Origin of the sequence: Paenibacillus sp. FSL H3-0321 (assembly GCF_038002865.1) — a bacterium.
Lineage (GTDB): Bacteria > Bacillota > Bacilli > Paenibacillales > Paenibacillaceae > Paenibacillus_AQ.
In genome coordinates, this window is sequence record NZ_JBBODH010000001.1 from 3,861,202 (window position 1) to 3,884,591 (window position 23,390).

22 protein-coding genes and 1 riboswitch are annotated in these 23,390 nt (G+C 47.4%); of the genes, 10 read left to right on the plus strand and 12 right to left on the minus strand.

Translation table 11 applies throughout. The features are described 5' to 3' along the window. Positions 1-17 precede the first annotated feature (17 nt). Together MHI45_RS17015 and MHI45_RS17020 are read right to left on the minus strand one after the other, a co-directional pair. Positions 18-1,313, minus strand: a complete 1,296-nt coding sequence (locus MHI45_RS17015) for a nucleobase:cation symporter-2 family protein (RefSeq protein WP_076110951.1) — start codon at positions 1,311-1,313, stop codon at positions 18-20. Next, positions 1,307-1,924: a xanthine phosphoribosyltransferase gene (locus MHI45_RS17020; RefSeq protein WP_076110949.1), complete on the minus strand. Its 618-nt coding sequence runs from the start codon at positions 1,922-1,924 to the stop codon at positions 1,307-1,309. Before MHI45_RS17020 ends, MHI45_RS17015 begins: the two co-directional genes overlap by 7 nt. Before the next feature lie 224 nt (positions 1,925-2,148). Continuing rightward, positions 2,149-2,253: riboswitch (purine riboswitch) on the minus strand. Positions 2,254-2,472: 219 nt separating this feature from the next. On the opposite strand from MHI45_RS17020, the gene MHI45_RS17025 reads away from it, so the two are divergent. The 3 genes from MHI45_RS17025 (at position 2,473) to MHI45_RS17035 (ending at position 7,844) form a co-directional block, all read left to right on the plus strand. Beyond that, a complete protein-coding gene (locus tag MHI45_RS17025; RefSeq protein ID WP_256718116.1) occupies positions 2,473-3,015 on the plus strand; it encodes a hypothetical protein in 543 nt (180 codons plus the stop codon). Positions 3,016-3,178: 163 nt separating this feature from the next. Beyond that, on the plus strand, positions 3,179-6,616 hold the full coding sequence (locus MHI45_RS17030; RefSeq protein WP_076110948.1) for a response regulator: 3,438 nt from the start codon (positions 3,179-3,181) through the stop codon (positions 6,614-6,616). Between the two features lie 52 nt (positions 6,617-6,668). Beyond that, complete coding sequence (locus MHI45_RS17035; RefSeq protein WP_076110947.1) at positions 6,669-7,844, plus strand: ATP-binding response regulator; 1,176 nt, start codon at positions 6,669-6,671, stop codon at positions 7,842-7,844. 125 nt (positions 7,845-7,969) lie between these two features. Here MHI45_RS17035 and MHI45_RS17040 read toward each other — a convergent pair whose 3' ends face one another. Then, positions 7,970-8,650, minus strand: coding sequence for an S-layer homology domain-containing protein (locus MHI45_RS17040; RefSeq protein WP_076110946.1), 681 nt, complete (start codon positions 8,648-8,650; stop codon positions 7,970-7,972). Between the two features lie 151 nt (positions 8,651-8,801). Beyond that, on the minus strand, positions 8,802-9,173 hold the full coding sequence (locus tag MHI45_RS17045) for a winged helix-turn-helix transcriptional regulator (protein WP_038597842.1): 372 nt from the start codon (positions 9,171-9,173) through the stop codon (positions 8,802-8,804). A 162-nt stretch (positions 9,174-9,335) separates the two neighbouring features. Between MHI45_RS17045 and MHI45_RS17050 the strand changes: the two genes are divergently transcribed. From MHI45_RS17050 to MHI45_RS17075, 5 genes are all read left to right on the plus strand, one after another. Beyond that, positions 9,336-10,541: an MFS transporter gene (locus MHI45_RS17050; RefSeq protein WP_076110945.1), complete on the plus strand. Its 1,206-nt coding sequence runs from the start codon at positions 9,336-9,338 to the stop codon at positions 10,539-10,541. A 90-nt stretch (positions 10,542-10,631) separates the two neighbouring features. Then, positions 10,632-11,474 carry an aldo/keto reductase gene (locus tag MHI45_RS17055; protein WP_076111046.1) on the plus strand — a complete coding sequence of 281 codons (843 nt, stop codon included), beginning with the start codon at positions 10,632-10,634 and terminating at the stop codon, positions 11,472-11,474. A gap of 168 nt (positions 11,475-11,642) precedes the next feature. Then, the gene (locus MHI45_RS17060; RefSeq protein WP_076110944.1) at positions 11,643-11,954 is read left to right on the plus strand and encodes a MerR family transcriptional regulator; all 312 of its coding nucleotides are present in this window, start codon (positions 11,643-11,645) and stop codon (positions 11,952-11,954) included. A gap of 414 nt (positions 11,955-12,368) precedes the next feature. Next, positions 12,369-12,842, plus strand: a complete 474-nt coding sequence (locus MHI45_RS17070) for a hypothetical protein (protein WP_076110943.1) — start codon at positions 12,369-12,371, stop codon at positions 12,840-12,842. 94 nt (positions 12,843-12,936) lie between these two features. Next, complete coding sequence (locus tag MHI45_RS17075; RefSeq protein ID WP_076110942.1) at positions 12,937-13,794, plus strand: hypothetical protein; 858 nt, start codon at positions 12,937-12,939, stop codon at positions 13,792-13,794. Between the two features lie 315 nt (positions 13,795-14,109). On the opposite strand, the gene MHI45_RS17080 is transcribed toward MHI45_RS17075, so the two are convergent. From MHI45_RS17080 to MHI45_RS17090, 3 genes are all read right to left on the minus strand, one after another. Beyond that, positions 14,110-14,493, minus strand: coding sequence for a hypothetical protein (locus MHI45_RS17080; RefSeq protein WP_076110941.1), 384 nt, complete (start codon positions 14,491-14,493; stop codon positions 14,110-14,112). Positions 14,494-14,829: 336 nt separating this feature from the next. Beyond that, positions 14,830-14,976 (minus strand): M23 family metallopeptidase, encoded by a 147-nt coding sequence (locus MHI45_RS35200; protein ID WP_445667521.1) that lies wholly within the window; start codon positions 14,974-14,976, stop codon positions 14,830-14,832. Then, the gene (locus tag MHI45_RS17090) at positions 14,906-15,832 is read right to left on the minus strand and encodes a lytic murein transglycosylase (RefSeq protein ID WP_083675658.1); all 927 of its coding nucleotides are present in this window, start codon (positions 15,830-15,832) and stop codon (positions 14,906-14,908) included. The genes MHI45_RS35200 and MHI45_RS17090 overlap by 71 nt, the downstream gene beginning before the upstream one ends. A 703-nt stretch (positions 15,833-16,535) precedes the next feature. Here MHI45_RS17090 and MHI45_RS17095 point away from each other — a divergent pair. After that, the gene (locus tag MHI45_RS17095) at positions 16,536-16,904 is read left to right on the plus strand and encodes a DUF1304 domain-containing protein (protein WP_076110940.1); all 369 of its coding nucleotides are present in this window, start codon (positions 16,536-16,538) and stop codon (positions 16,902-16,904) included. A gap of 65 nt (positions 16,905-16,969) precedes the next feature. Here MHI45_RS17095 and MHI45_RS17100 read toward each other — a convergent pair whose 3' ends face one another. Then, positions 16,970-17,707, minus strand: a complete 738-nt coding sequence (locus MHI45_RS17100; RefSeq protein WP_076111045.1) for a YwqG family protein — start codon at positions 17,705-17,707, stop codon at positions 16,970-16,972. 128 nt (positions 17,708-17,835) lie between these two features. Between MHI45_RS17100 and MHI45_RS17105 the strand changes: the two genes are divergently transcribed. Then, the gene (locus tag MHI45_RS17105) at positions 17,836-18,717 is read left to right on the plus strand and encodes a GNAT family N-acetyltransferase (RefSeq protein ID WP_076110939.1); all 882 of its coding nucleotides are present in this window, start codon (positions 17,836-17,838) and stop codon (positions 18,715-18,717) included. A gap of 74 nt (positions 18,718-18,791) precedes the next feature. Here the strand turns inward: MHI45_RS17105 and MHI45_RS17110 are convergent, their stop codons facing one another. The 4 genes from MHI45_RS17110 to MHI45_RS17125 all read right to left on the minus strand — a co-directional run bounded on the left by MHI45_RS17110 (position 18,792) and on the right by MHI45_RS17125 (position 23,379). Beyond that, positions 18,792-19,745: a hypothetical protein gene (locus MHI45_RS17110; RefSeq protein WP_076110938.1), complete on the minus strand. Its 954-nt coding sequence runs from the start codon at positions 19,743-19,745 to the stop codon at positions 18,792-18,794. Then, positions 19,742-20,299, minus strand: coding sequence for an RNA polymerase sigma factor (locus MHI45_RS17115; RefSeq protein WP_076110937.1), 558 nt, complete (start codon positions 20,297-20,299; stop codon positions 19,742-19,744). Before MHI45_RS17115 ends, MHI45_RS17110 begins: the two co-directional genes overlap by 4 nt. 192 nt (positions 20,300-20,491) lie before the next feature. Then, a complete protein-coding gene (locus tag MHI45_RS17120; RefSeq protein ID WP_076110936.1) occupies positions 20,492-21,826 on the minus strand; it encodes an SMI1/KNR4 family protein in 1,335 nt (444 codons plus the stop codon). A 671-nt stretch (positions 21,827-22,497) separates the two neighbouring features. Next, positions 22,498-23,379: an AraC family transcriptional regulator gene (locus tag MHI45_RS17125; RefSeq protein WP_076110935.1), complete on the minus strand. Its 882-nt coding sequence runs from the start codon at positions 23,377-23,379 to the stop codon at positions 22,498-22,500. Positions 23,380-23,390 lie beyond the last annotated feature (11 nt).

The window sequence follows — 23,390 nt, forward strand, 5'->3', positions numbered from 1 at the left end:
AGAGGTGCATATTGGAATTACTGTGCATCCTGCACGGCGGCAGGAGCTGTATTATCCTGTGTTTTGGATAAGAACAGATTCAGAATGATCGCAGTGAGCGACCCGGAAACAATACCATTCTGCAGCAGCATTCTGGCAAACTCCGGCAGTTGGTCGAACATGGAGGGCAATACCGCCGAGCCCAGGCCGACAGCGATGCTGCAGGCGGTAATCAGCAGGTTGCCATCCTTGCGCAGATCGACCTCGGAGAGGATCGACATTCCGGAAGCCGCGACCGAACCGAACATTACGATCATTGCCCCGCCGAGTACCGCATTCGGCACGATTGTGGTTAACGCAGCCAATTTAGGCAACAGTCCCAGCACAACCATGATACCGCCGGCGGCAAAAATCACATTCCGCGTCTTGACACGGGTCAGTGACAGCAGTCCGACGTTCTGGGAGAATGCGGTATACGGGAAGGCATTAAACAGCCCTCCAAGCATTATGGCGAGACCTTCAGAGCGGAGGCCGTTGACAATCTGCTTCTGCTCGACCTTCTGGTCTGTAGCCTTGCCTACGGCAAAGTAAACGCCGGTCGATTCCACCATGGATACGATATTTACGATAATCATCGTGAAAATGGCCGTAATATTAAACTCGGGCCAGCCAAAGTAGAACGGCTGGGCCACGCTGATCCAAGAGGCAGAACCGACAGTGGAGAAATGTACAATGCCCATAAAATAGCCGATAGCCGTCCCGACAACCAGACCTACCAGTACAGAAACGGAACGCAGGAACCCGGTTGTCAGCCGGTTCACAGCGAGAATCACCAGCAGTGTAATCAAGGCCAGAAGCAAATTGCGGGGTTCTCCGAAATCAGGTTGTCCCTGCCCGCCGGCCACATTATTCATAGCAACCGGAATGAGCGACAGCCCGATAATGGTCACCACAGAACCGGTTACCACGGTCGGGAAGAACTTCAGCAGCTTCCCATAGACCGGGGCGGCAAACACAACGAACAATCCCGATATAATAATCGCACCATAGGCTGTTGCCAGATTGGAATCCAAGGCGATGGCAATAATGGGACTGACCGCAGTGAAGGTGCAGCCCAGCACCACCGGCAGGCCGCTGCCGAAATATTTGCTGCCCATGACCTGCAGCAGCGTGGCCAGTCCGCAAGTGAACAAATCCGCAGCAATGAGGTAGGCCATTTGTGTTCCATTCAGGTTCAGCGCCCCTCCGACAACAAGCGGCACAATGACCGCGCCGGCATACATGGCCAGCACATGCTGGAGTCCTAATGCGAAGACTTTTTGTTTGCTTAACATCCTGCACTCTCCTTGATCATTTCTTCAATATCAGCAGTATTGTCTATGAAATGAATTTCTCCCGGCGCCATGGAAGCGATTCGTGCCAAGGCATGCACCGGGATTCCTCTTTTCTCCAGCAAACTGCGTCCTTCCTGAAAGCTCTTCTCGATCACGCAGCCCACGCCAAGCAGCTCTGCACCGGATTCCTCCACGATATCAGCCAGTCCCACCAAAGCAGCGCCCGTAGCCAGGAAATCATCGACGATCAGCACTTTGTCGCCCGGGCCCAGATATTTTTGCGAGATGCTGATCCGGTAATGCTCTTGACGGGTAAAGGAATGTACCGGGGCCGAATAGACGTCCTCCGACTGCGTGATGGCTTTCTTCTTCTTGGCATAGATGAATGGCACCTTTAAGGCAATGCCTGCCGCCATCGCAAACTGAATTCCGCTGGCCTCAACCGTCAACACCTTCGTAACCGGGAGATGCCCGAAGATCATCTTGAATTCCTGCCCGATCTGCAGCGCAAGCTCCGTATCCACCTGATGGTTCAGAAACGAGTCTACTTTCAGCACCGTATCCGACAGAATCAAGCCCTCTTCTCTGATTCGTTCCTCTAATATTTTCATTACTGCGGGTGATCGCTCCTTTGATATGATCTGATGAATTCTTTGAATCGTGACAAGTGGAAACGATAAATTCTTATCTTTAAATAAAAAAGACAGATCCCCTTGAGTGTTTCTCAAGTGAATCTGTCCCTCTGGGTTTTTGTCCCTAAGTGGTGTAACACATAAGCAGTGTCCGCATCGCTTGGACCAGCCCTTCTTATGCCGCGGCATAAAAAACGGAACCCTAGATGCGCTATTTCACTCATAGTCGGATAATTACAGTGGTTATCCGGTAGAAACTTATGGGCCATATTCCCAAGGATTATATGAGTTGTTTATGAAAAGTCGTAGTAAATACCTTGTATATCTTACACGCTCTGTCCGAACCTTACAAGCAAAATTTTAAGCATTATTTCATCCATTTATGACATATTTTCATGAAATACATATGTTTTCAATCGGCCTATTAGGCAAGCGTTTGTTTCTAAGCACACTCCGCCCGTATTGCTCACGATTTCCGCCCCCATGCATTTATGATAAGGAAAACTACTCAGAGAGGAACGATACGGGTGGCCAAACAAAAGGACCGGATTGTCGTTATTATTCAAAAAGGAAAACGGCGGATTATTACACGGACGCCGCTGGCGGGAGTAGACCGGCTCGTATTTGTCATCAATAATCAATACACCAACGCAGCCAATACCACCCAAATTGCCAGCGGCGCGGGACGAAGCAGCGCAGCCGGCAGCAATGCGGCCATTGCTTCCCCTTATACACGCCAGCAGCAGAGCGTCGGCGCAGGAGGAGATGCCGCTAACCTGGGGAGCAAAGGACGAAACGGCGGCAAACATCCTCTCCCTTTGATTTGTCCGCGCGGCAAGGAGATCGTCGTTGTCATCAACAACCAGACGGTCAAGCTCCCTAAAGGCAGCATGAGTTCATCGGCGACACAGGTAGGCAGCGGCGGCGGAACATACAGTACAGGCGGAACTAACTCTGCCATCGACAGCCCCTATACACGCCAGCAGCAGGCGGTCGGCGGGGGCGCAGGAGGCCATGCCCTGAACAAAGGTTCAGCCAAGCGCCGCCAGGGAAAAAGACGGTCCCGTTAACTTTCGTCCGCAATTCATAGAGTAATCTGAGAATAACGCCAGTAAATCCTGTTTTTTTGCGGATTTGCCGGCGTTTTCTCTCGCCTTCCCCTATCGCCTCCTCTCTATTAAAAGTATAATTAAAGGTGATTCGTGATACTAACTAGACAAAGGACGGGCGAGCATGACAATAAAACAACGGGTTTGGTTAGCATCATCTGCCTTTATCCTTTTTCTCAGCAGCATGATTGCTGTATCTATAATTTATCTTGAAGGGGTTCCTTTACTCCTGTCTTTAGCATTCGGTGCAGCCGGAATTATTCTTGGAAGTGGACTCATGATGAGTATCCAGCGGAACATCCGCCGGGGTCTGGATAGGATTATGAAGATATCCGTAGATATTGCGCAAGGCACCCTCGATTCCTCCGCAATCAGCCCCGAAGCTGGAGATGATTTCGGGCAGTTGGCACATTCCTTTCACGCTTTAGCCGTTAATCTGGAGCACAAGACCACAGAAGAACGCAGCCTGCGGCTCCAAGCCGAAGAGCAGGCCTGGATCAATACCCAAGTTACAGAAATGGCCCTGATGCTTCAGGGATCGGTACATTTAGAGACCGCAGCTAGGGTTTTTATCGGCAAGCTGAGCGCCGCTGTCGGCGGAACCTACGGAGCGGTCTATCTGAAGCAAGTGGACAAGCTGCACTTCACCGCCGGTTATGCCTTCGATGAAGCAGCTGGCCGCCGCGAACCCTTTGCACTTGGCAGCGGACTGGTTGGACAATGCGCACTCGATCAGAAGATGGTCGTGCTGCATGATCTGCCGGAGCATTACATCCGCGTGCATTCCGGACTGGGTGAAGCTGCCCCCACTACGCTCATCCTGGTTCCTGTCATTTATGAGCAGGATGTTGTCGCCGTGGTCGAGCTGGCTACCCTGAACACATTGGCTGACAAAGAGTACGAATTGATTAAACGGACCGGCCAGAACATGGGCGTGCTGATCAATACTTTGGCAGACGTGGCCAGAATCGAAGAGTTGCTGGGTGAAACCCAGCTGCAGAAGGAAGAGCTGGAAGCCCAGACGGAGGAGCTGCAGGCCCAGACGCAGGAGCTCGAAGCGCAAACCGAAGAGCTGCTGGCACAGACCGATGAGCTGCGTTCACAGACCGGGCAATTGCAGGCGCAGGGAGAAGAACTGCAGATGCAGGCAGACAGCCTGCTGACCTCGAATGAGCAGCTGCAGCTGCAGATGGAATTGACGGAAGAGCAAAAAGCCGAAATTGAAGCCCAAGCCGATGAATTAAAGCTGCAGACGGAAGAACTTTTTGCCTCTAACCAGGATTTACAGAAGCAGATGGAGATTTCCGGACGGCAAAAGGAAGAAATACAAGCACAAGCCGACGAGCTGCTGGCACAAACCGAAGAACTTCAAGCGCAGACGGAAGAGCTTCAGGCGCAGACAGAAGAGATCTCGGCCGCAAATATTCACCTGCAGCAGCAAATCGAACTTACCGAGCAGCAAAAAGAGGAGATCAAAACCCAGGCGGAAGAAATCTTCATGGCCGCCCAGTACAAATCAGAATTTCTGGCCAATGTATCGCATGAGCTGCGCACTCCGCTGAACAGCCTGCTGATTCTGTCGCAGATTCTTGCCGAGAACAAAGAAGGCAATCTTGGCCCTAAGCAGCTTGAATATGTGCATACCATTTTCTCCGCAGGCAAAGATCTGCTGCAGCTGATCGACGAAATTCTCGATTTGGCCAAGCTTGAGGTAGGCAAGATGACCGCTGTCCTTGAACCGGTCTCCTTGCATGATCTAAGCAACCACCTGTTCCGCCACTTTGAGCAGCAGGCCAAGAAAAAGAATATCCGCTTTGATGTCCATTGTGACAGCAGGCTGCCTGACCATCTTATGACCGACGGCCACAGGCTGCAGCAAATCATCAACAACCTGTTATCAAATGCCGTTAAATTCACTCCGGAGCAGGGCTCTGTCTCTTTATCTATGCGCATGAGCGGAAATGAGGCGGTCTTCTCCGTCAGCGACACCGGTATCGGGATTCCCGAATCCAAGCTGGAGAGCATCTTTGAGGCCTTTCAGCAGGCGGACGGCACAACCAGCCGCAAATATGGGGGAACCGGTCTTGGCCTGACCATCTGCCGCGAGCTCTCCACTATGCTGGGTGGAAGAATTGTAGTTGAATCCACAGTAGGCAAAGGCAGTACCTTCTCCCTGACTATTCCCGCTGTTGAGCCGGAGGGTGACGCTCTTGCGCAGGCAGCTGCGACGTTCGCAGCTGCCGCCAGCAGTGAGCTTCTCAATCCGGACACCAGCAGCCGGGAGAATACTGCCTTCCGGGAATCCTTCGTACCCGATATTTCCATATCCAATCCGAAGCTGCTGCAGTTCGCAGAAATGGAGGATGACCGGGGGAATCTGCTCAGCGATGACACGCTGCTCCTGATCATTGAAGAAGATGCCGAGTTCGCGGCCATTCTGCTGCAGCTCGCTCGCAGCAGAGGCTTCAAGGCGATCGTCGCCTTTCAGGGCGATCAAGGTCTGGCTCTGGCACATGCCTACAAGCCGGATGCCATCCTGCTCGACCTGCATCTTCCCGTCCTTGACGGCTGGTCAATCATCAGCCGCCTGAAGAGCCGGCCGGAGCTGCGTCATATTCCGGTGCATGTGATCTCGACCGCGGAAGAGAATCAGCAGAGCCTGGCCATGGGCGCACTCTCCTTCTGGAAGAAGCCCAGCGATCAGACCGAGCTGGAGGCTGCCTTCCTGCAGATTGAAACCTATATCAGAAGGCCGGTGAAAAGCCTGCTAATTGTTGAGGACAACAAGGATCTGCGCAGCAGCCTTGTAGAGTTCATCGGGCATCCCGATGTACGTATTGTCGCAGTGGGGACAGGACGGGAAGCATTGGAGCAGCTGGTGAGCCATCATTTTGACTGCATGGTCCTTGATCTGGGCCTGTCGGATATCAGCGGCTTCGATTTGCTGGAGCAGGTCAAAACCAACCGCAAACTGCAAACCCTGCCGGTCATCATCTACACGGGCAAGGACCTCAGCAAGGGCGATGAACAACGTCTGAAGCATTATGCCGAGAGCATTGTCATCAAGAACGTGCGCTCCATGGAGCGGCTGTACGACGAAACCGCGCTGTACCTGCACCGCAAGCATGCCGATCTGCCGCCGGACAAGCAGCGCCTGATCGAGAAGCTGCATAATCCGGAAGCGGCTTTTGCCGGGAAGAGCATCCTGCTCGTGGATGATGATATGCGCAATATCTTTGCGTTATCAAGTGTCCTGGAAGGTTATAATATGGATATCAGTTTTGCGCAGAACGGCAAAGAGGCGTTACAGCATCTGGAGCAGCATCCCGGGACCCAGCTTGTATTTATGGATATTATGATGCCGGAGATGGACGGGTACGAGACGATGAAGCATATCCGCGCCATGCCGGAGTATGACCAGCTTGTGATTATTGCCCTGACCGCCCGGGCTCTGGAAGAAGACAGGCTTAAATGTCTGCAGGCCGGCGCTTCCGATTATATCTCCAAACCGATTAATACCACCCAGCTGGTTACTGTACTGAAGGTGTGGTTAATTCAATAATTACCAGACAGACTTCACATTTTAGAAATTTCAACTCGCTGTGGGAGGAAATATGGATTATCCTGTAAATATTTTACTTGTTGATGACCGTCCGGATGAATTTCTGTCCGTTCAGGCGCTGCTTGCAGACACTCCTTATCGTCTGATTGGCGCCAGCTCCGGTATGGATGCCTTGAAATGCCTGCTGGAGCAGGAATTCGCCCTTATTATTATGGATGTACTGATGCCGGACATGGATGGTTTCGAAACGGCCAAGCGGATTAAAACGCGCCAGAAATCGCGGGATATCCCCATTATATTTCTAACCGCACTAACCTCCGAGCTGGAGAATTATATGATGGCGTACACGGCGGGAGCGATTGATTTTCTGACCAAGCCCTTCCACCCTATTGTCCTGAAAAGCAAAATAGACGGCTTTGTCCGCCTGTATCAGACCCATAAGGAACTGCAGATCAAATCGCAGGAGCTGGAAGCGGCAAATGTCGTCCTTACTGAATTGAAGGAGACTGCCGAGGTTGCCCTGAGGATCAAGAGCGGGTTTCTGGCCATGATGAGCCATGAAATCCGCACCCCCTTGAATGGAATTATCGCCATGTCGGATGTGCTCAGAACTTCAGAGCTGGAGACAGACGATTTGGAAATGGCCGAAATTATTCATACCAGCGGTCATGCACTCCTGTCCGTAATTAATCACATTCTCGATTTCACAAAGATTGAATCAGGCAAAATGGAGCTGGACTACGAGCTGTTCAACCTGCATGCCTGCCTGAAAGAAACGATGGATCTGTTCAGGGCGCTCGCCAAAGAACGCAACCTAAGTATGGAAATGGATATCGACCCGGCGATTCCCGCGCTGCTGGTTGGCGATCCGAACCGTCTTAGACAGGTCCTGAACAATCTGATTGGCAATGCCATCAAGTTCACTGCTAGCGGCGGTGTGAAGGTACATACCCGTCTCAGACAATCGCTGGATGGGGTCCTGCAGCTGGAGTTTGTGGTTGAAGATACGGGCATCGGCATTCCGGCGGATAAAATGGGTTATTTATTTCAGCCCTTCACACAGATCGGCGCGACCATCAACCGCAAGTTCGGCGGCACCGGCCTCGGGCTGTCCATCTGCAAAATGCTGGTTGAACTCATGGGCGGCACTATCTATGCCAAACCGGGCATCGAACAGGGCGCCGTATTCATTTTCACCATTCAGGTTACCGAAGGCCAGCCGGATTAGTCCGCTTATGGGAACACAGAAAAAACCGCAATCACTCCATTCCTTGGAGGCTTGCGGTTTTTTCTGTCAGTCTGGCAGGCTCTATGGTTGTAAAAGAGAGTGCGATCCCGTTATCCTGCGCTTACTTATTCACCGTATCCACCGGAAGGAGCCGGATGGGCAGCGATATATTCCAGGGCATTGTAGATCAGCTCCGCTGCTTCTGCGCGGGTAATCTCCTTGGCCGGATGGAATTTGCCCGCGGTGTCCAGACTGGCGATTCCAAGGGCAAGCGCCCGCTGAATGGAGCCGTCGTAACCGCTTGTAAAATCAGCTGCGTCGGCAATATCCACCGGCATGAGCTTGATCATCGGAAGGCTGCTGTGCTTCTCAATCGCCAGCATCAGCTGATGGGTGAATTCTTCCCGCGTCCAGTTCTCCGCAGGGTCCAAATCTGCCAGCAGGCCAATATTGTTATTGGCAGCGATAATCAGCGCATCGGCATACCAGGCTGTATTGCTGGCATTCGGGAAATAGTCCGTCGCCTGCGGGGCCTTGATGAAGCGAACCATGTCGATATTCAGATCCAGGGCGTTGACGATTAGTTGAATGCCTTGGGCAGCAGTAACTGGAGCATTCGGCAGGAATTTACTGTCAGTGACCCCGTGAATGATCCCCTTCTGCTGCAGCTCTTCAATTTTTACTTTAGCCGGGATATCGACCAGATCTTGAAAAGAAGCAGCGGCTGCAAAGCTCTGCCCGGCAAAAGTCAATGTCAGCACTGCCGCTGCGGACAGCACAAGCTGTTTGAATCTATGATTATTCATGTCTACTCACCTCGCGGTAGTTTTACTTGCTTGATTGTGCCTTCTTTCTACCAGACGGAGCCGATTATAAAAAGTTGCAGTTCATCTGCTGCTATTGGAACGTAGGACAGCCCCGGCTCAATGCGTCATTTCCGCACAGAGCCGGGGCTGTTCAGTCTGCCTTTTTGTGGTTCAGCACATTGTCCTCCAGAACGGCAAATTTATCGCCATATTCCCTGATGATATGCCGCTCCCCCCAAGCGCAGAGGGAATCCAGAATCGACCGCAGCGACAAGCCGTATTCGCTGAGCTCATATTCCACTTTAGGCGGCACCTGGTTGTAGCTGATCCGGTTGACGATGCCGTCCTGCTCCAGCTCCCGGAGCTGCTGGGTAAGCATTTTCTGCGTAATATTCGGCATATGGCGCTTCAAATCACTTGTCCGCATCTTGCCGTGGGTCAGGTGGCAGAGGATGACGCATTTCCATTTGCCGCCGATCACCTCCAGCGTCGCTTCCACGGATATATTATATTTTTTAGCCATGAGGATTCCTCCTGAAAAGTTTGGTGGGCTTTGTCTTCAAACACATCTGCGGGTACTTTTTAGTACCTATAGCACTAAAAAGTACGTACTATCCTTTAACGTCCTGGTAATCCATAATAGCACTTACCGGCCGGTGATTACCATACTGTAGGAGTGGAAAACATGTCCTTAGATAAAAGAAGAAGTACCCTGGCGCTGCTGGCTTTGGCGATCAGCGCCTTTGCGATAGGAACAACCGAGTTTGTCAGTGTCGGCCTGCTGCCGCTCATTGCTGATGACCTGCATATATCCGTAACTACAGCGGGATTGACTGTCACTCTATATGCGCTGGGTGTTACCTTTGGCGCACCTGTGTTAACGTCGCTGACCACGGCGGTCTCGCGCAAAACCCTGCTGCTGGCGCTGATGGTTCTGTTCATCGCCGGCAACAGTCTGGCCGCTGCCGCTGACGGAATTGCCATGCTGCTGACTGCACGGGTCATTTCGGCCCTCTCCCATGGCCTGTTTATGTCCATTGCCTCAACCATTGCTGCCGATCTCGTGCCCGAGGACCGCAGGGCCAGCGCCATTTCGGTGATGTTCACCGGACTTACGGTTGCTACCGTAACCGGAGTGCCGCTCGGTACGTTCCTCGGGCAGCAGCTTGGCTGGCGGGCTGCCTTTATCGCCATAGTCATTACCGGCATCGCCGCGCTGATCGGGAACCTGGTTCTCGTTCCCTCCGGTCTGCGCAAAGGCACGAAGACGCCTTTGCGCGACCAGGTCAAGCTGGTGACGAATGGCCGCTTGCTGCTCGCTTTTGCAATTACAGCTTTGGGATACGGCGGCACCTTTGTCGTCTTCACCTATTTATCGCCTCTGCTGCATGATATCAGCGGCTTCAAGGAAAAGACGGTTGCCGTCATTCTGCTGGTGTACGGCATCGCCATCGCCATCGGCAATGTGATTGGCGGCAAGGCAGCCAACCGCAAGCCGATGAATGCCTTGTTCTATATGTTCGCCCTGCAGGCCGTCGTTCTGCTGGTCTTGGCCTTCACGGCACCCTTTAAGGCCGCAGCACTGGTCACCATCTTTTTCATGGGGCTGCTCGCATTCATGAACGTACCGGGCCTGCAGGTTTTTGTCGTAATGCTCGCCGACCGGTATGCGCCAAGCGCCAGAGATATCGCCTCTGCTGTCAATATTGCTGCCTTTAACGCCGGCATTGCCATCGGAGCATACCTTGGAGGGCTTGTCACCGATCATATGGGCTTGATTCATACCACATGGGTAGGATCAATCATGGTATTTGGGGCAGTAATCCTTACCGCCTGGAGCCGTGCGCTGGAACGAAAAGACGAGCTTACACCTCAGACTGAAGCCGCCTGATCACCTGTCGCTCCATTCAATCCTGTTTCAAATACACAAAGTACAAACTGCAAATCACTAATCACATTACATTCTGGAGGTTATTATATGATGGCACAGCATTTACAGGATACGACTACACTGCAGAACGGCGTGAAGATGCCCTGGCTAGGATTGGGAGTCTTTAAGGTCGCCGACGGGGAGGAACTGGTACTGTCCGTGAAGCAGGCCATTGCCCATGGCTACCGCAGCATTGATACCGCTGCTGCTTATCAGAACGAACGGGGCGTTGGCCAGGCGATAGCCGAGGCTATGAAGGATAACGGACTGAACCGTGAAGATCTGTTCATCACCTCCAAGGTCTGGAACGCTGATCTCGGCTACGATGCAACACTTGCCGCCTATGAGGCCAGTCTGGAGAAGCTGGGCCTGGAATATCTGGATTTGTATCTCATCCATTGGCCGGTAGAGGGCAAATACAAAGAGTCCTGGCGGGCGCTGGAAACGTTGTACACAGCGGGCCGGGTCAAAGCGATCGGCGTCAGCAACTTCCAGATTCATCATCTGGAGGATGTGATGAAGGATGCCGTAATAAAGCCGATGGTCAATCAGGTGGAGCTGCATCCTTACTTGTCCCAGCAGCCCCTGAGAACCTTCAGCAAGGAGCAGGGCATCCAGATCGAAGCCTGGTCGCCACTCATGCAGGGACAGCTGCTGGAGCAGCCTGTACTGAAAGAAATCGCCGCCGCATACGGCAAATCCGTAGCACAGGTTATCCTGCGCTGGGATATGCAGCATGGCATTATCACGATTCCGAAGTCAACGAAGGAACAGCGGATTATCGAGAATGCCGCTTTGTTCGACTTCCAGCTCAGCGATGAAGACATGAGCCGGATTGACGGGCTGAACCGCGATGAGCGGGTCGGTCCGGATCCCGATAACTTTGATTTCTAAGCAGACACCACGCTAGAATCGCTACAATAAAGAAACGACGGCAGCCATGGACAAGAATAAAGTCCTAGACTGCCGTCGTTTTATATTTCTCCTTCGGATGCCGGGAATAATCCGCCAAATAATGCCTAACGAATGGGGCGTGTATGATAACATATGAGGTGAATTGCAATGACCCCTACCGAGCATCAACCTACCTACACCATCGGGCAGGCTGCTTCCATGGTTAACACTACTGTTAAAACCCTTCATTATTATGATGAAATTGGCCTGCTGCAGCCTTCAAAACGCACTGAAGGAGGGCATCGGCTATACTCTGCTGCAGATTTATGGACATTGGAGCTTATTGGAACCTTGCGCTATGTTAATTTCAGCCTTGAAGATATACGCAAAATGATTTCAGGAGAGCTCAGCATGACAGAGGCTCTAAACCTGCAAATGTACTCGTCTGGAATCCCCTGTTCACGTAACGCTGAAATCTGACGATCCTCATTTTGGTCTTTCGTAGATACCCTAGCATAGCCATATTCTCTTGAAAATGTCCTCATAAAACCCTCCAACCGTTTACAAAGGTAATACTAAAAATTATAACCGTTTATAAGTTTTCATCAATACCTTTAAGGACTGTTTTTCGGGCTTTATTTGGCAGCTTGCAAAGATATACCTTTACAAATAGAGTAAGAAGCTTGAAGGAACATTTAACTATAGTATTACAAAATGAGTAAAAATTGGTATAATAGTGAGGTGAGGTCACTTCGAATGACCTTCTAAATCCAAGGAAATTAGGAGGGATAGAATTAAACAAGATTCGTCGTTCATCCATGTTGTTAGTCACGTTATATTTACTAGACCTAAAGAAAATTCAGGAAGTATAACCTTGAAAAGGAGCTTTTATTCATGAAGGGAAAAAAAATAGTATCACTTTTACTGGCTGGAGTTGTTGCTGGTTCAATTTTAGTGGCATCCACTACAACGGCAGAAAAGGGCGTTGCCCAAACTCCAATGGATGCAGCAACTAGCTACTTTGATGCTTACATCGCTAAGGATGCAGAGGGAATGATGTTTTATTCAAAAGATACAAACTATCTGGATGAGAAAAGTCGTGAAGAAGGATATGTAAAAGATTTCAAAACCAATCCTACTACTGGATATGAAATTGTGAAAAGCAAGCAGATCAGCAGTAGTGAAGTTCAACTTTATGTAGTTCAAAAGTATGCAGGACAAAGCTATGAACAGTCACCACCACTCCCATTTAAAGTTTTTAAAAGCGAAAATGGATGGAAGGTTTTAGTAGAGCCATTAGAAATCAACACAGCGACAGGTGAAGTCACTAAAGGTACGCCGATTCACGCTATGCAATTTATGGATTAATAATTAATAAATGAATTTAATTTCCTTTTAAAAAATAAAGTTACCGTTTATACTATACTTTGTAATGAAAAATTATAGTAATGGAGGGATTATTTTGAAGTTATTGAAAAAAGTAAAGATTTTAACAATGTCTTTGCTTTTAATGGTTACAGTCGTTCCCGCCGCTAGTGCCTCTCCTTCCCAGTCATCTTCCCAGGTATTAGAAGAAGCAACACAGGTAGCTACAGACTACTTTAAATCCTATATCTCTAAAGATATTGAAGGACGGATTCAAAAATCTGTTGAACCTAGTTATGCAAATGATACAGAACGTAGGTCTGCTTATATACTACAAACAGAAACCGATACTCCAGTTGTTGATTTTGAAATCGTTAACTCAACAGAAGTTAGTAATTCTGAAGTTGATTTGTCTGTTCAGTTCACGACAGTAGATACAGTTCTTCCGCCGTTACCTTACGAAGTGAAAAAAATCGACAATGAGTGGAAAGTAGTCTTGATTCCTCATGAGGTTAATGCTGATCAGGGTTCACCTGACTACGGAAAAGTTAAACCGCTTGATGAAAACACACAGTATATAGATAACTCTGGATTGATAACTGCACGTGCCACAATGTTAGATTACTACAGCTTCTATAACTGGGCCGGAAACACTCTGATCGGTTCTGATACGTTCAATACATCCAATGATTGGGTTTCTATTATGGGATATCAAGAAGTTAGTAATTGGGTTGGTTCAACAGACAGTTGGTACGTCAAATATGAAATCATAACTCAGATTGGCGGTTCTGTTCAATGGTATGGTCAAAAAACAATATATGGTCAACACTATACGAGTAATCCACAATACTATGAAATCATAAATCTAAGCACTAATAGAATTTCTAACGCCAAAATTAGAATTAGTTCTAATGGCGGTCTAGGCACTGGATCTGGTAATATTTACGAAAACTAATACAGTATAAAAAAGCAGTGGCTCATTATGAGCTGCTGCTTTTTTTATATATGCTTGGACTAAAATGCGTTAAATCCAATCTAGGCCCAGATGTAAGGCGAGTACATAAACGAAATACCAGCATGAGCAGTATCAAGCTGGTACCGGCGATAAAATAAACGGTATCCCTGCAAATAGAACGTTAGAAATCCGACTTGTAGCAAAGACTTCACACATGCCAAAACAATTGGCCCTCGCAGCGGTGCGTATCGGTTCTTGGGCGGCGGCGTGTGCCGCCTTAGAGCTGGTAGCATCCCCCATGCAGGCGCTCATGCTTTAATCTTCACCTTCTATGCTTTCATACAACTCCGATACAACTCCGTTAAATAGTGCTGTGCAGAAAGAACAGTAAAAGTCTATATTTGATTCGGCAGGGAACCCCGACTGCTCCAAAGCCTGTTTAAAAGCGTCTGAGTTGAAACTTACGGGTTCATTGATGTATTTCAATTTGACCTCCAGCAAAGCCCACTTTTTCGGAAACGTAATAATTCCGTTGAACGCTTGAACAGTAATATAATTGTCATGATCGGCAGTAATGCGAACTTCCGGATAATGCTCTTTATGAGCTTGGACATATTGGTATACGTCCTCGGCTGTCTCTACCGAATCAGGTGAAAGATACTTCCCCCCACGCTCTATAAATCTATATGCCTTGAACATCCATTCTCCCCCTCATAAGCACCCATGCTAGAAAATTGAATCGTCTGTTTTGAAATATATAGAGTCTGTTTCTATGGAGCTGTGTCCGGCCCTAATCTCAAATATCTTACTAATGCCCTTCCAGCTCAATCCACTGAAGCCTGTAGAGCGCTTGAACGGCTCTACAAAGTCAATCCTACCCAGCTTGTAGCATGTCAGGTATTCAGCATCACTCAAATTACCTAGTGGATTCCGGAAAATTAAAACATCACCTTGTCTGGCAAAACCTACAGTCTTGCCCTCGTATCCTGGTACGTTATCCCTTACCTGTACAATATCTTTTCATTCAGCACGTTTTTATCCCCCTACAAACGGCAACGGGTTTACCTTTCTGTCGTTGATAATGATCTCGAAATGTAGATGGTTCCCGGTGCTAGTGCCGGTCGATCCACATCCTCCAATCACAGTTCCCGCAGATACTTGATCCCCTACCCGAGCATTGATCGAAGACAAATGGGCATAGGTGGTCACATACCCGCCCCCCATGATCCACACGCACATATTGGCCGTAACCCTTACTTGGATTACTCGCATCTTGCCAACCGGCCATAATAACCTTACCGGCTTTCGATGATGGTATCGGCTGTCCAAGGGAACAGGCAAAGTCTACGCTTTCATGGGGTTTGCCTACTTCGCCAGTCACCGGATGTGTACGTGGGCCAAATCCGGACGTAACCTGACCGCTGACCGGACGACTGAACCCTGCTTTACCCGGTTGTGGTATTGCAATCGCATCGTACCCTTCCGTTACGTAAAGCGTAGCGTATTTCATGACTTCGGAAATGTATTCCTGGCTGTGGTTGTATTGGTACAACGCAGCTTCAACGTTACCTGACACTGCGCCGTTCTTCCCCAGGTAATTTGCTGCGGAAAAGACTGCATCCTCTAAATCCCACATATCCGCTTTACCATCACCATTCGCATCTACGCCATAGCCGCCATATTGGGAGATTACGGCCAAACTGATCTTTTCCTCAGCGCTGAAATCTCCCTTTCCTGCACCATTACAGGAGCTATGCCCCCATCCGATAAAAGTACAAGGCATGAACTGCATATGACCTTCTGCTCCAACGGATGAAATCATAGGATCTAACGTAGAGAACCGGGTTTCAATGCGGTGGACCGCAGCTAACAGATTCCAAGGGACTCCATATTTCTGTGCGGCAGCTTGGTAGATTGGAATATACTCCGCTGGAATCTCAGATTCCCCGAGCTGAGAAATAATCCCGCTCCCCCATCCACCGCCCCCGTAATTCCCCTCTGAATCCGAGCTGCTGCTGAACATCATGACCATAATCATAAGTACAAACAGCGCACCCACAAAAAGAATCGGAATCAGTTCCTATACCGTAGGCTCCCTCTGGCTTATCAAAAGTGAAAATAGGAAATAATAGCGGCATGGCTACGCTAATTCCTCCATAGCACACCACACCCAGCCAAACCACTACCCGAAAAAGCAAGCGGGGTTTGGTTGCTTCACTGCTTCCTTGAAAGCCTCCGGCTTTCCTTGCACCTGTAATCCGTCTCCATAGCAAGACAATTAACGGTGAAACAATCAATACATACGCTGGGATTAGCGGCCATCGCAAGCCTTCAAGCAGCCAATGAATTACAAACAAAGCACCCGATACAGTAACAGCTGCCCATAGCATAGGCCGTGACTTTTTGGTGCCAAGCAGCAACCCTATAAGCAGCATTACATTAAATACGATAAATATTGCCTCAAATAATCTCATCTCCTGAAAACCCCCTTAAATATTTCTGTGGCTTGAATCTGCCGTAGACAGACAATAAAACCTCCTGTAACAGGAGGTTCAAGAGTTAATATGTAAAAAGACAATTTTCTGAGGGGCTTTGTACCAGGAAGAGGCAATTAGGAGCGCTCACTTTCATAAACAATTGACAAAAATTCGGATATTAGATATATTTAATTTCGTAATATTATATTTTGCAAAATATAATTTAGATGACTACTAATTTAGGATGGAATGGAGGAGATTGTAATGATGATTTTGAGTACGATACTCGTAGCACTGGTTGCGCTTGAGCATGTATATATTTTGGTTTTGGAAATGTTTATGTGGACTACTCCAAGAGCGCAGAAAGCGTTTGGAACCAGCAAGCAGTTTGCGCAGGATACAAAGTCACTAGCCGCTAACCAAGGACTGTATAATGGCTTCCTGGCCGCTGGTTTATTATGGGGATTGCTTCATCCGAATGAAACGACCGGATTTCAGCTTCAGCTATTTTTTCTGATCTGTGTCGGTGTGGCAGCGATTTATGGCAGCGTCACTGCCAAGAAGTCGATTTTATGGGTTCAGGGCCTCCCGGCCTTTGTGGCTATTCTGGCTGTTCTTGTGGCGAATCTGTAGGTCAATCTTCCCATAATGAGCCATCCTTTGCGGATGGCTCTTTTTGTCCTCTCTTCTCCAGAACATTAACCGGCATCAGACTTAAGCGCACTAAAGTCCAAATTCTTAAGCCGTTCTGTTTCAATAAATATCATCAAATTGTCGCCATCATGCCAACACCATTCAAGATCATCATCGGAGGCAATGGTTAACAGAGAGATCCACCCTGCTCCCGGCGATGGATCATATGCCAGTGTACAATGAGAAGGATAACCTAGAAGGTAGTCTGAGCTTTTATGCAAAGAATCTCGTATTTCCGTGTATATGTCGTTCTCTTCTTCCCCGAAAGGCCAATCCTTCACCTGGTATTCGTCATAAGGAATATCCATCGCCGGGATAAATTCAATCACAGTGGTCTTGCCATTATCGGAATTGGGCGGCGATATCTCCTCCAGATCTATGGATTCAGGAATATATATAGCATGAACATACCCGTCCTCAAAAGCCTCCAGGCAACCCTCACCCTCGGGATCATCCGCTACAAAAAGACTTAGGAGTCCTGTGGATGGCAAGTCTGCTCCAGTTAATGAGATTTCCGCAAAATTGATTTGGCCCAGGAAACGATATGGATTGCCTTCATATGTAGGCCATTCGCTGCCAACTGGTAAATCAGGCGCTCCTCCAAAACGGCTACAGCCCAATCGTGGTTCAACATCGTTATTCTTAACTATATCAATTGCTGGTCTCACAACTTGGAGCAGATACTCTTTATGGCGTGCTATCTCTGACTGTTCTATCGTCTCTAAAAATTGGTTGTTATTCATTTGCATCTCCTTCTCCTTGAAAAACTTTACGATCTCAAGCGGCAAGTTTTGTTTAATATGTTCTCTGCATAGATTATAAAAAAATCTCATGATACCTTATTTCATATAACGACGGAGGAGGTCATAACATGAAGATTACGTTAAGAAGGTATAGATTACTTTCCGATTTCGAAAGAGTCTCTCAGTTCATGAGATTAAACTTCAAGAAGTATCAGTTGGGTGGTAATGTCCCGCAGCCTTTTTGGGAGTATGCGCATACACACCCTTATTTTAATCATTCTCTAACACATCGATTCGGTATTTGGGAGGAGAACAAAGAAGTTGTAGGTGTAGCTTGCTATGAAATGGACGTTGGCGAATGCTACTTTTCAACCAAAGAAGGATATGATTTTTTAAAACATGAAATGGTTGAATATGCAGAGACAGAGCTGTCTAAGAGATCAGCTGACCAATACAGCCTCGATATTAGGGTATACGATTATGAAGAACATCTTATGAAATTGCTTGTCCAAAAAGGATATCACAAGGTATACAGTGAGCCAATCCGAGTTTACAATTACGTTTCGGGTTTTTCCACGCGCACATTACCCGAGGGATTCACTTTCATAACTTTAGAAAATGAAAATGACCTGCGTAAAATTAACGATGTATTGTGGCGGGGATTCAACCATGGAGACGAGCCTGACGATGACCTTGATTCCAGATTGCTCATGCAGAGTGGTCCACATTTCAGAAAGGACCTTACCGCAATAATAAAAGCCCCCAATGGAGAGTACGCCTGTTTTGCCGGAATGTGGGTTGATGGTGTGAACGATTTTGCCTATCTTGAACCACTCGCTACAGCTCCGCGATATCGCAGTTTAGGGCTTGCAACTGTAGCAGTAACCGAGCTAATGAAACGCACTGAACAACTGGGGGCTACATATTGTTTCGGAGGTGCCCCCGACTTTTATCCCAAAATTGGTTTTGAAACCGCCTGCCACCGGGAAATGTGGTCAAAAGCATGGTAACCAAACGGCAGACAGAAGCGGATATTATCTGACCCTATTCCCGCTTCTGTCTGCCGGAATTAACCGTTAACTTCTCATCTAGACTCACTAAGTCCCTTTACTTCTATTACTTTTTTACTAAACTGATACGCTACAGTAACATTTTCTATAATCGCAGTATCCTGATAGGCAAGAGAACCCTCAAACTCTAAAGTATCATTGTCTTTCCACACTATTTTATCTGCATAGCTATAATTCTCATAATCTGTGCGAATCCATGTATCTAATTCTTTTTGTGCACCATATTTGACTCTTGCAGATTCTACTAACTCTGGACTTGTCATTCCCTCTTCAATATTAATAATTTGAACGAATTCACTTTTATTAGAGCATGTCACTATCGCAACTAACTTCTTATTGGGTGAAGGAATAATATCTGTAATATACATAGATGGTGGAGAAAAACTTGAATATTCTTTAAGCACATTGTCTTTTATTCTCCAGAGGACATTTTGACTTCCATAATCCGAATAATTATTAAATAACGTAAACAATATACTTCCGTCTGCCAACTTAAAAATAAGAGGGCTCCGGTAACTTTTTGACAGAATATCTATGGCGAAAGCGGCCGCATCGGCGATTTTTTGATTATCATTTTCTAAAAATGGCTGGAGTTCCTTTAACGCTTTCTCTCTCAGCTTTTGATCATTAAAGCATTCTACTAGCCTATTAATAGCAATATATACATGTTCCTCATTATCACTTTTTAAAGCGTGCAGAAATTTTTCCGCATCATATTGAGTAACAGGTGCTAACTCCATGTCTTCAGCTCTTAAATAACGTATATAAGGCTCTGAATTTTGATTTTTATAATATTCTGTTGCTAATAAAGCTGAAGCGGTTGAACTATAAAGGATAAGGCAGGCAACCAAAACAACCCACTTTTTAGAAATACTTTTTTTCCTTTTCTCTGTTCCACTGTGCCCGACCGCTTCAATTAAGTTCTCATCAATTAATCCGATTTCTCTATATAACTCTTCTCTTTTCATAGGTTAACCCCCTCTTTCTCCAGGTGAACTTTAAGTTTATTTCTTAGCCTAAATAAAATGGACTTTACTTTACTACTACTCATATTAAATCTCATAGAAAGATCTTTTATTGAATAGGAGTACCAGTACCTCCCAATAAATAAATTTCTTGCCTGCTCATCTAAGGCATATAAAAATTGATTGATTAAATTGGCTATCTCACTTGCTTCATACTCTGTTTCTACAGTATCAGGGGAAGCTAAACATTCTTCTAATTCAGTTAAAATAACTTCAAACTCACGATTACGCTTTTTCGCTGTATTATAACCATGTTTATCAAGCGCAATATTACGTGTGATCCTCCCTAGAAATACAGGCAACTTTCTAGGCTTATTAGGGGGTATTGCATTCCATGCTCCTAAGTATGTATCGTTCTCACACTCTTCAATATCCGAATAACTGGAAAGTGTGTTTCTTGCAATCACTCTGCAGTATGCCCCATATTTATTCTTAGTCTCTATAATCGCTTGCTGCGAACGCTGTAAGTACAGGCGAACTATTCCCTGATCTTCCATCCGGTATTCTCCTTTACAAATCTTATCCCTCTTATCTATATAGTAGAAAGTTCGTAGGATTGGTTGCACTTGTGTTGCCGGAGACAGTGACAAGTGGGTCCAAACAGCAAGAAAGGACCCTCCCTTGCACGGGATGGCCTCTTCATGGAAAGATTGAACTGACATTCTCTATTTCGATATGGATTACGATTCTCACGATTCGTTTTTGTCGAAATAATCATCTGGCAAATGCAGTTCCCGCAAACAACCGATAAATTTCTCTCTGAAATTCGGATTGCTTTTATACTCCGGCCATACCGCCTTATAGTAAGGCAGCAACTTCTCATGTGGAATAATGCCCCAGTATAAAATCGAGTTATTCAGAACCTGCGGGCCGCCCCCCATCAACATCTGTTCAATGATCTGCCAGCTTCCCTGCTTGTTCTCGCAACTGCGCGCGGCATAGATGGCAGTGGTTTGCATCTTCGGGTCGGCGTGACACAAGAAAGGCGCAAAGTTCAGGAGAGTAATCGCACCGTAATCTTCCAGGATATACCCTGCATAACGCAACGTTTCCGGGTCGTGAATCCTGTCAAACCTTTGCAAGATCACTGGAATAAATTCCGTTAAATCCACAGTTTTACTGGAAGCATGCAGAATCTCTAAAGCTTGCAGAAAACCCTCATGCCTATCCGATTGCAACAGCTCCAGAAGATATTTTCTACCCGCATCAAAAGAAGTTTTGCAGATTAGCCAAATTGCTGTGGTCCGATTTTTTGGGCTTTGCTCCGCAATATTTTTCAAAAAACCAAGGGTTGGCTGAGAGATTTTCTTAAACTTGAACATTCCATCCAGCGCTTTGGCCTGGATTTCTTCGGTTGGAGCGCTCTGATAAATCTGGATCAGCGCATTCTCATCACCCGGCATACGACTGCCAAACCACCCGTTATCATAATCCAGAATAATTTCATCCAGCCAGCGCTCATACCAGTCCAGAAAGTTGTCTTCATAGACAAAGAAAAAGGGATGATCGGGATGAAAATCAGAGGTGTACACAATTCTCCCCCTGTGTTTCCCTTCAAGCACGAGATACATATCGTATTCGCAGCCTTGGGTGCCTATGCACAACATGCCACCCAGCACCTTATTACGGGCGTCGTCGTATTCCTCATCGGGGATGTCCTCGTCGTTGGTCAAGGGCTCCGTCAGATGGTTCCATTCCTCTTTGGTCATCCCGGGATGCAGAACGGATTCTGCAAGGAGCGCCTGGCGCTCGGTATAGGAAGCTGCCTTTTCGATCGAATAAATTCCATAATAGGGTCCGGCGCCTCCGTTGCCGATTTTCGTTAAAAACTGCGCGAAAGGCTCAGGAAGTGTGACCTGATTGTGTGCTTGCCAGTCCGCCAGCTCTTTTGCTGTAAGCTTCCCATTAACCCTGTATTGATGTGAGGATGATCCAAACTCCGAGAAAGCCGTGTCTTTGCGCATGGCTTGATTCAATTTGTTTTTTATTCGATCCAGCTGCGTTTCTTTCTTCCCAAACCACATATTTGAACCCTCCTGTTGACTATATCCAGGTTTTCTTTGTTTTCCATTACGATAGTATGTATATAATTTATATTCGTAAGTTACAACAGTTCCTGTATGCAAGGCAGTTTTGAAAAGGGCCACCCTTCACAGGATGACCCTTTCTTTTGTAGATCAAGCTTCCGCCTGACGGGTGCTCATTTAATCACTCATAATTATACGTTTATACGATAAGGGCAACAATCTTTCACTTCAACTTTTACACCGGATAATGCCGCTCCTCTCCCAAAATGGTCCCGATCGCATTCTGCCGCCCGCTGCCGTGATGGTTACAGTGCCTTTTGGTGGTACCCTGGATTACTCTTTCTGCATGTCTGGCCAATTCAACTGCCAGGATCATCGCGGAGAATAGTAACCGCTTTTATTTCCTTTCAAACGGAGTTACGCTTTACTATAACGGATACCAGCCATTACTCTGTAGCGCAAATAAAACTCTCAGAAGTCTGTTTAGCACCGTTCCGACCAGAGTGTTACCCACCCTGCTCCTTTGGTCCGCATGATGCTAATACTGGCTCCTGCGAGCTTTTCTTCAAAAAACTCACCCCTACTTGTGATACGGTTCACCGCGCTGTCTGTAACGGCAAGTATCTTTTATATAATGAAGACCGCCATAATGGCGGCCTAAACTTAAATTACGACTTTCTTCTAACCGGGATCCATACTTCGCAAATCGATTCGGTGTGATCATCATTTGCCCAATAGTACTTCTCCATACATGGTCCTTCAACTTGTTCAAAATTCGAGGATGGGAACCACTCCGAATAAATTCGTTTCCAGACGTTTAGGATTTCTAACCCGATCTCCATGTCGTCTGGAATCGATTCTCGACTATCGAACACCGCGTAGCTTTGATTAGGAATCTGAAGGATGTTCAGCCCATCTGGTACTCCTCTTCCTTCTGGCAACTCGACACCCGTCATATAGCTCTTAGTACCATCCTCGCTGAAATCAAAGTAATATCCGTTTAACAGAGAACCTGCAGGCCTGCCAACAGTCTCGTTAATCTGGTCATGCGTGCCATTCTTCCAAATTACCTCTACGAAAGCCGGTATCTCCGTGAAAGGGTCTTTCTTGATGATGACGACCTTGCCGATTGCTGTTGAAGCCTTTTCCTCGACAATACGATAGTTCATTTCTGTTTCTCCTTTAATCTGAATTTGAAAGGAGATTCGAGAAAACGCTTTGAGCTTCACATTCTTTTTCTTTGCCGCAAGTGGTGTTACGCCATGCATCCGTTGAAATGCTTTGGCAAATGCTTCAGGACTCTCGTAACCATATTTCAGCGCAATATCAATGACCTTACTATCCGATCCTGCCAGATCTTCCGCCGCAAGCGTGAGCCTTCGGTTACGCATATACTCGGTCACCGTAAAGCCCGTCAAGGCATGGAATATCCGCTGAAAATGGTACTTCGAAGACATCGCGGACCTTGCGATATCGTCGATCTCAATGTTCGATTGCAAATTCTCTTCTACGTAATCAATCGCCTGCCGAAGCAACCGAAGCGTTTCCACTCGCTCTCATC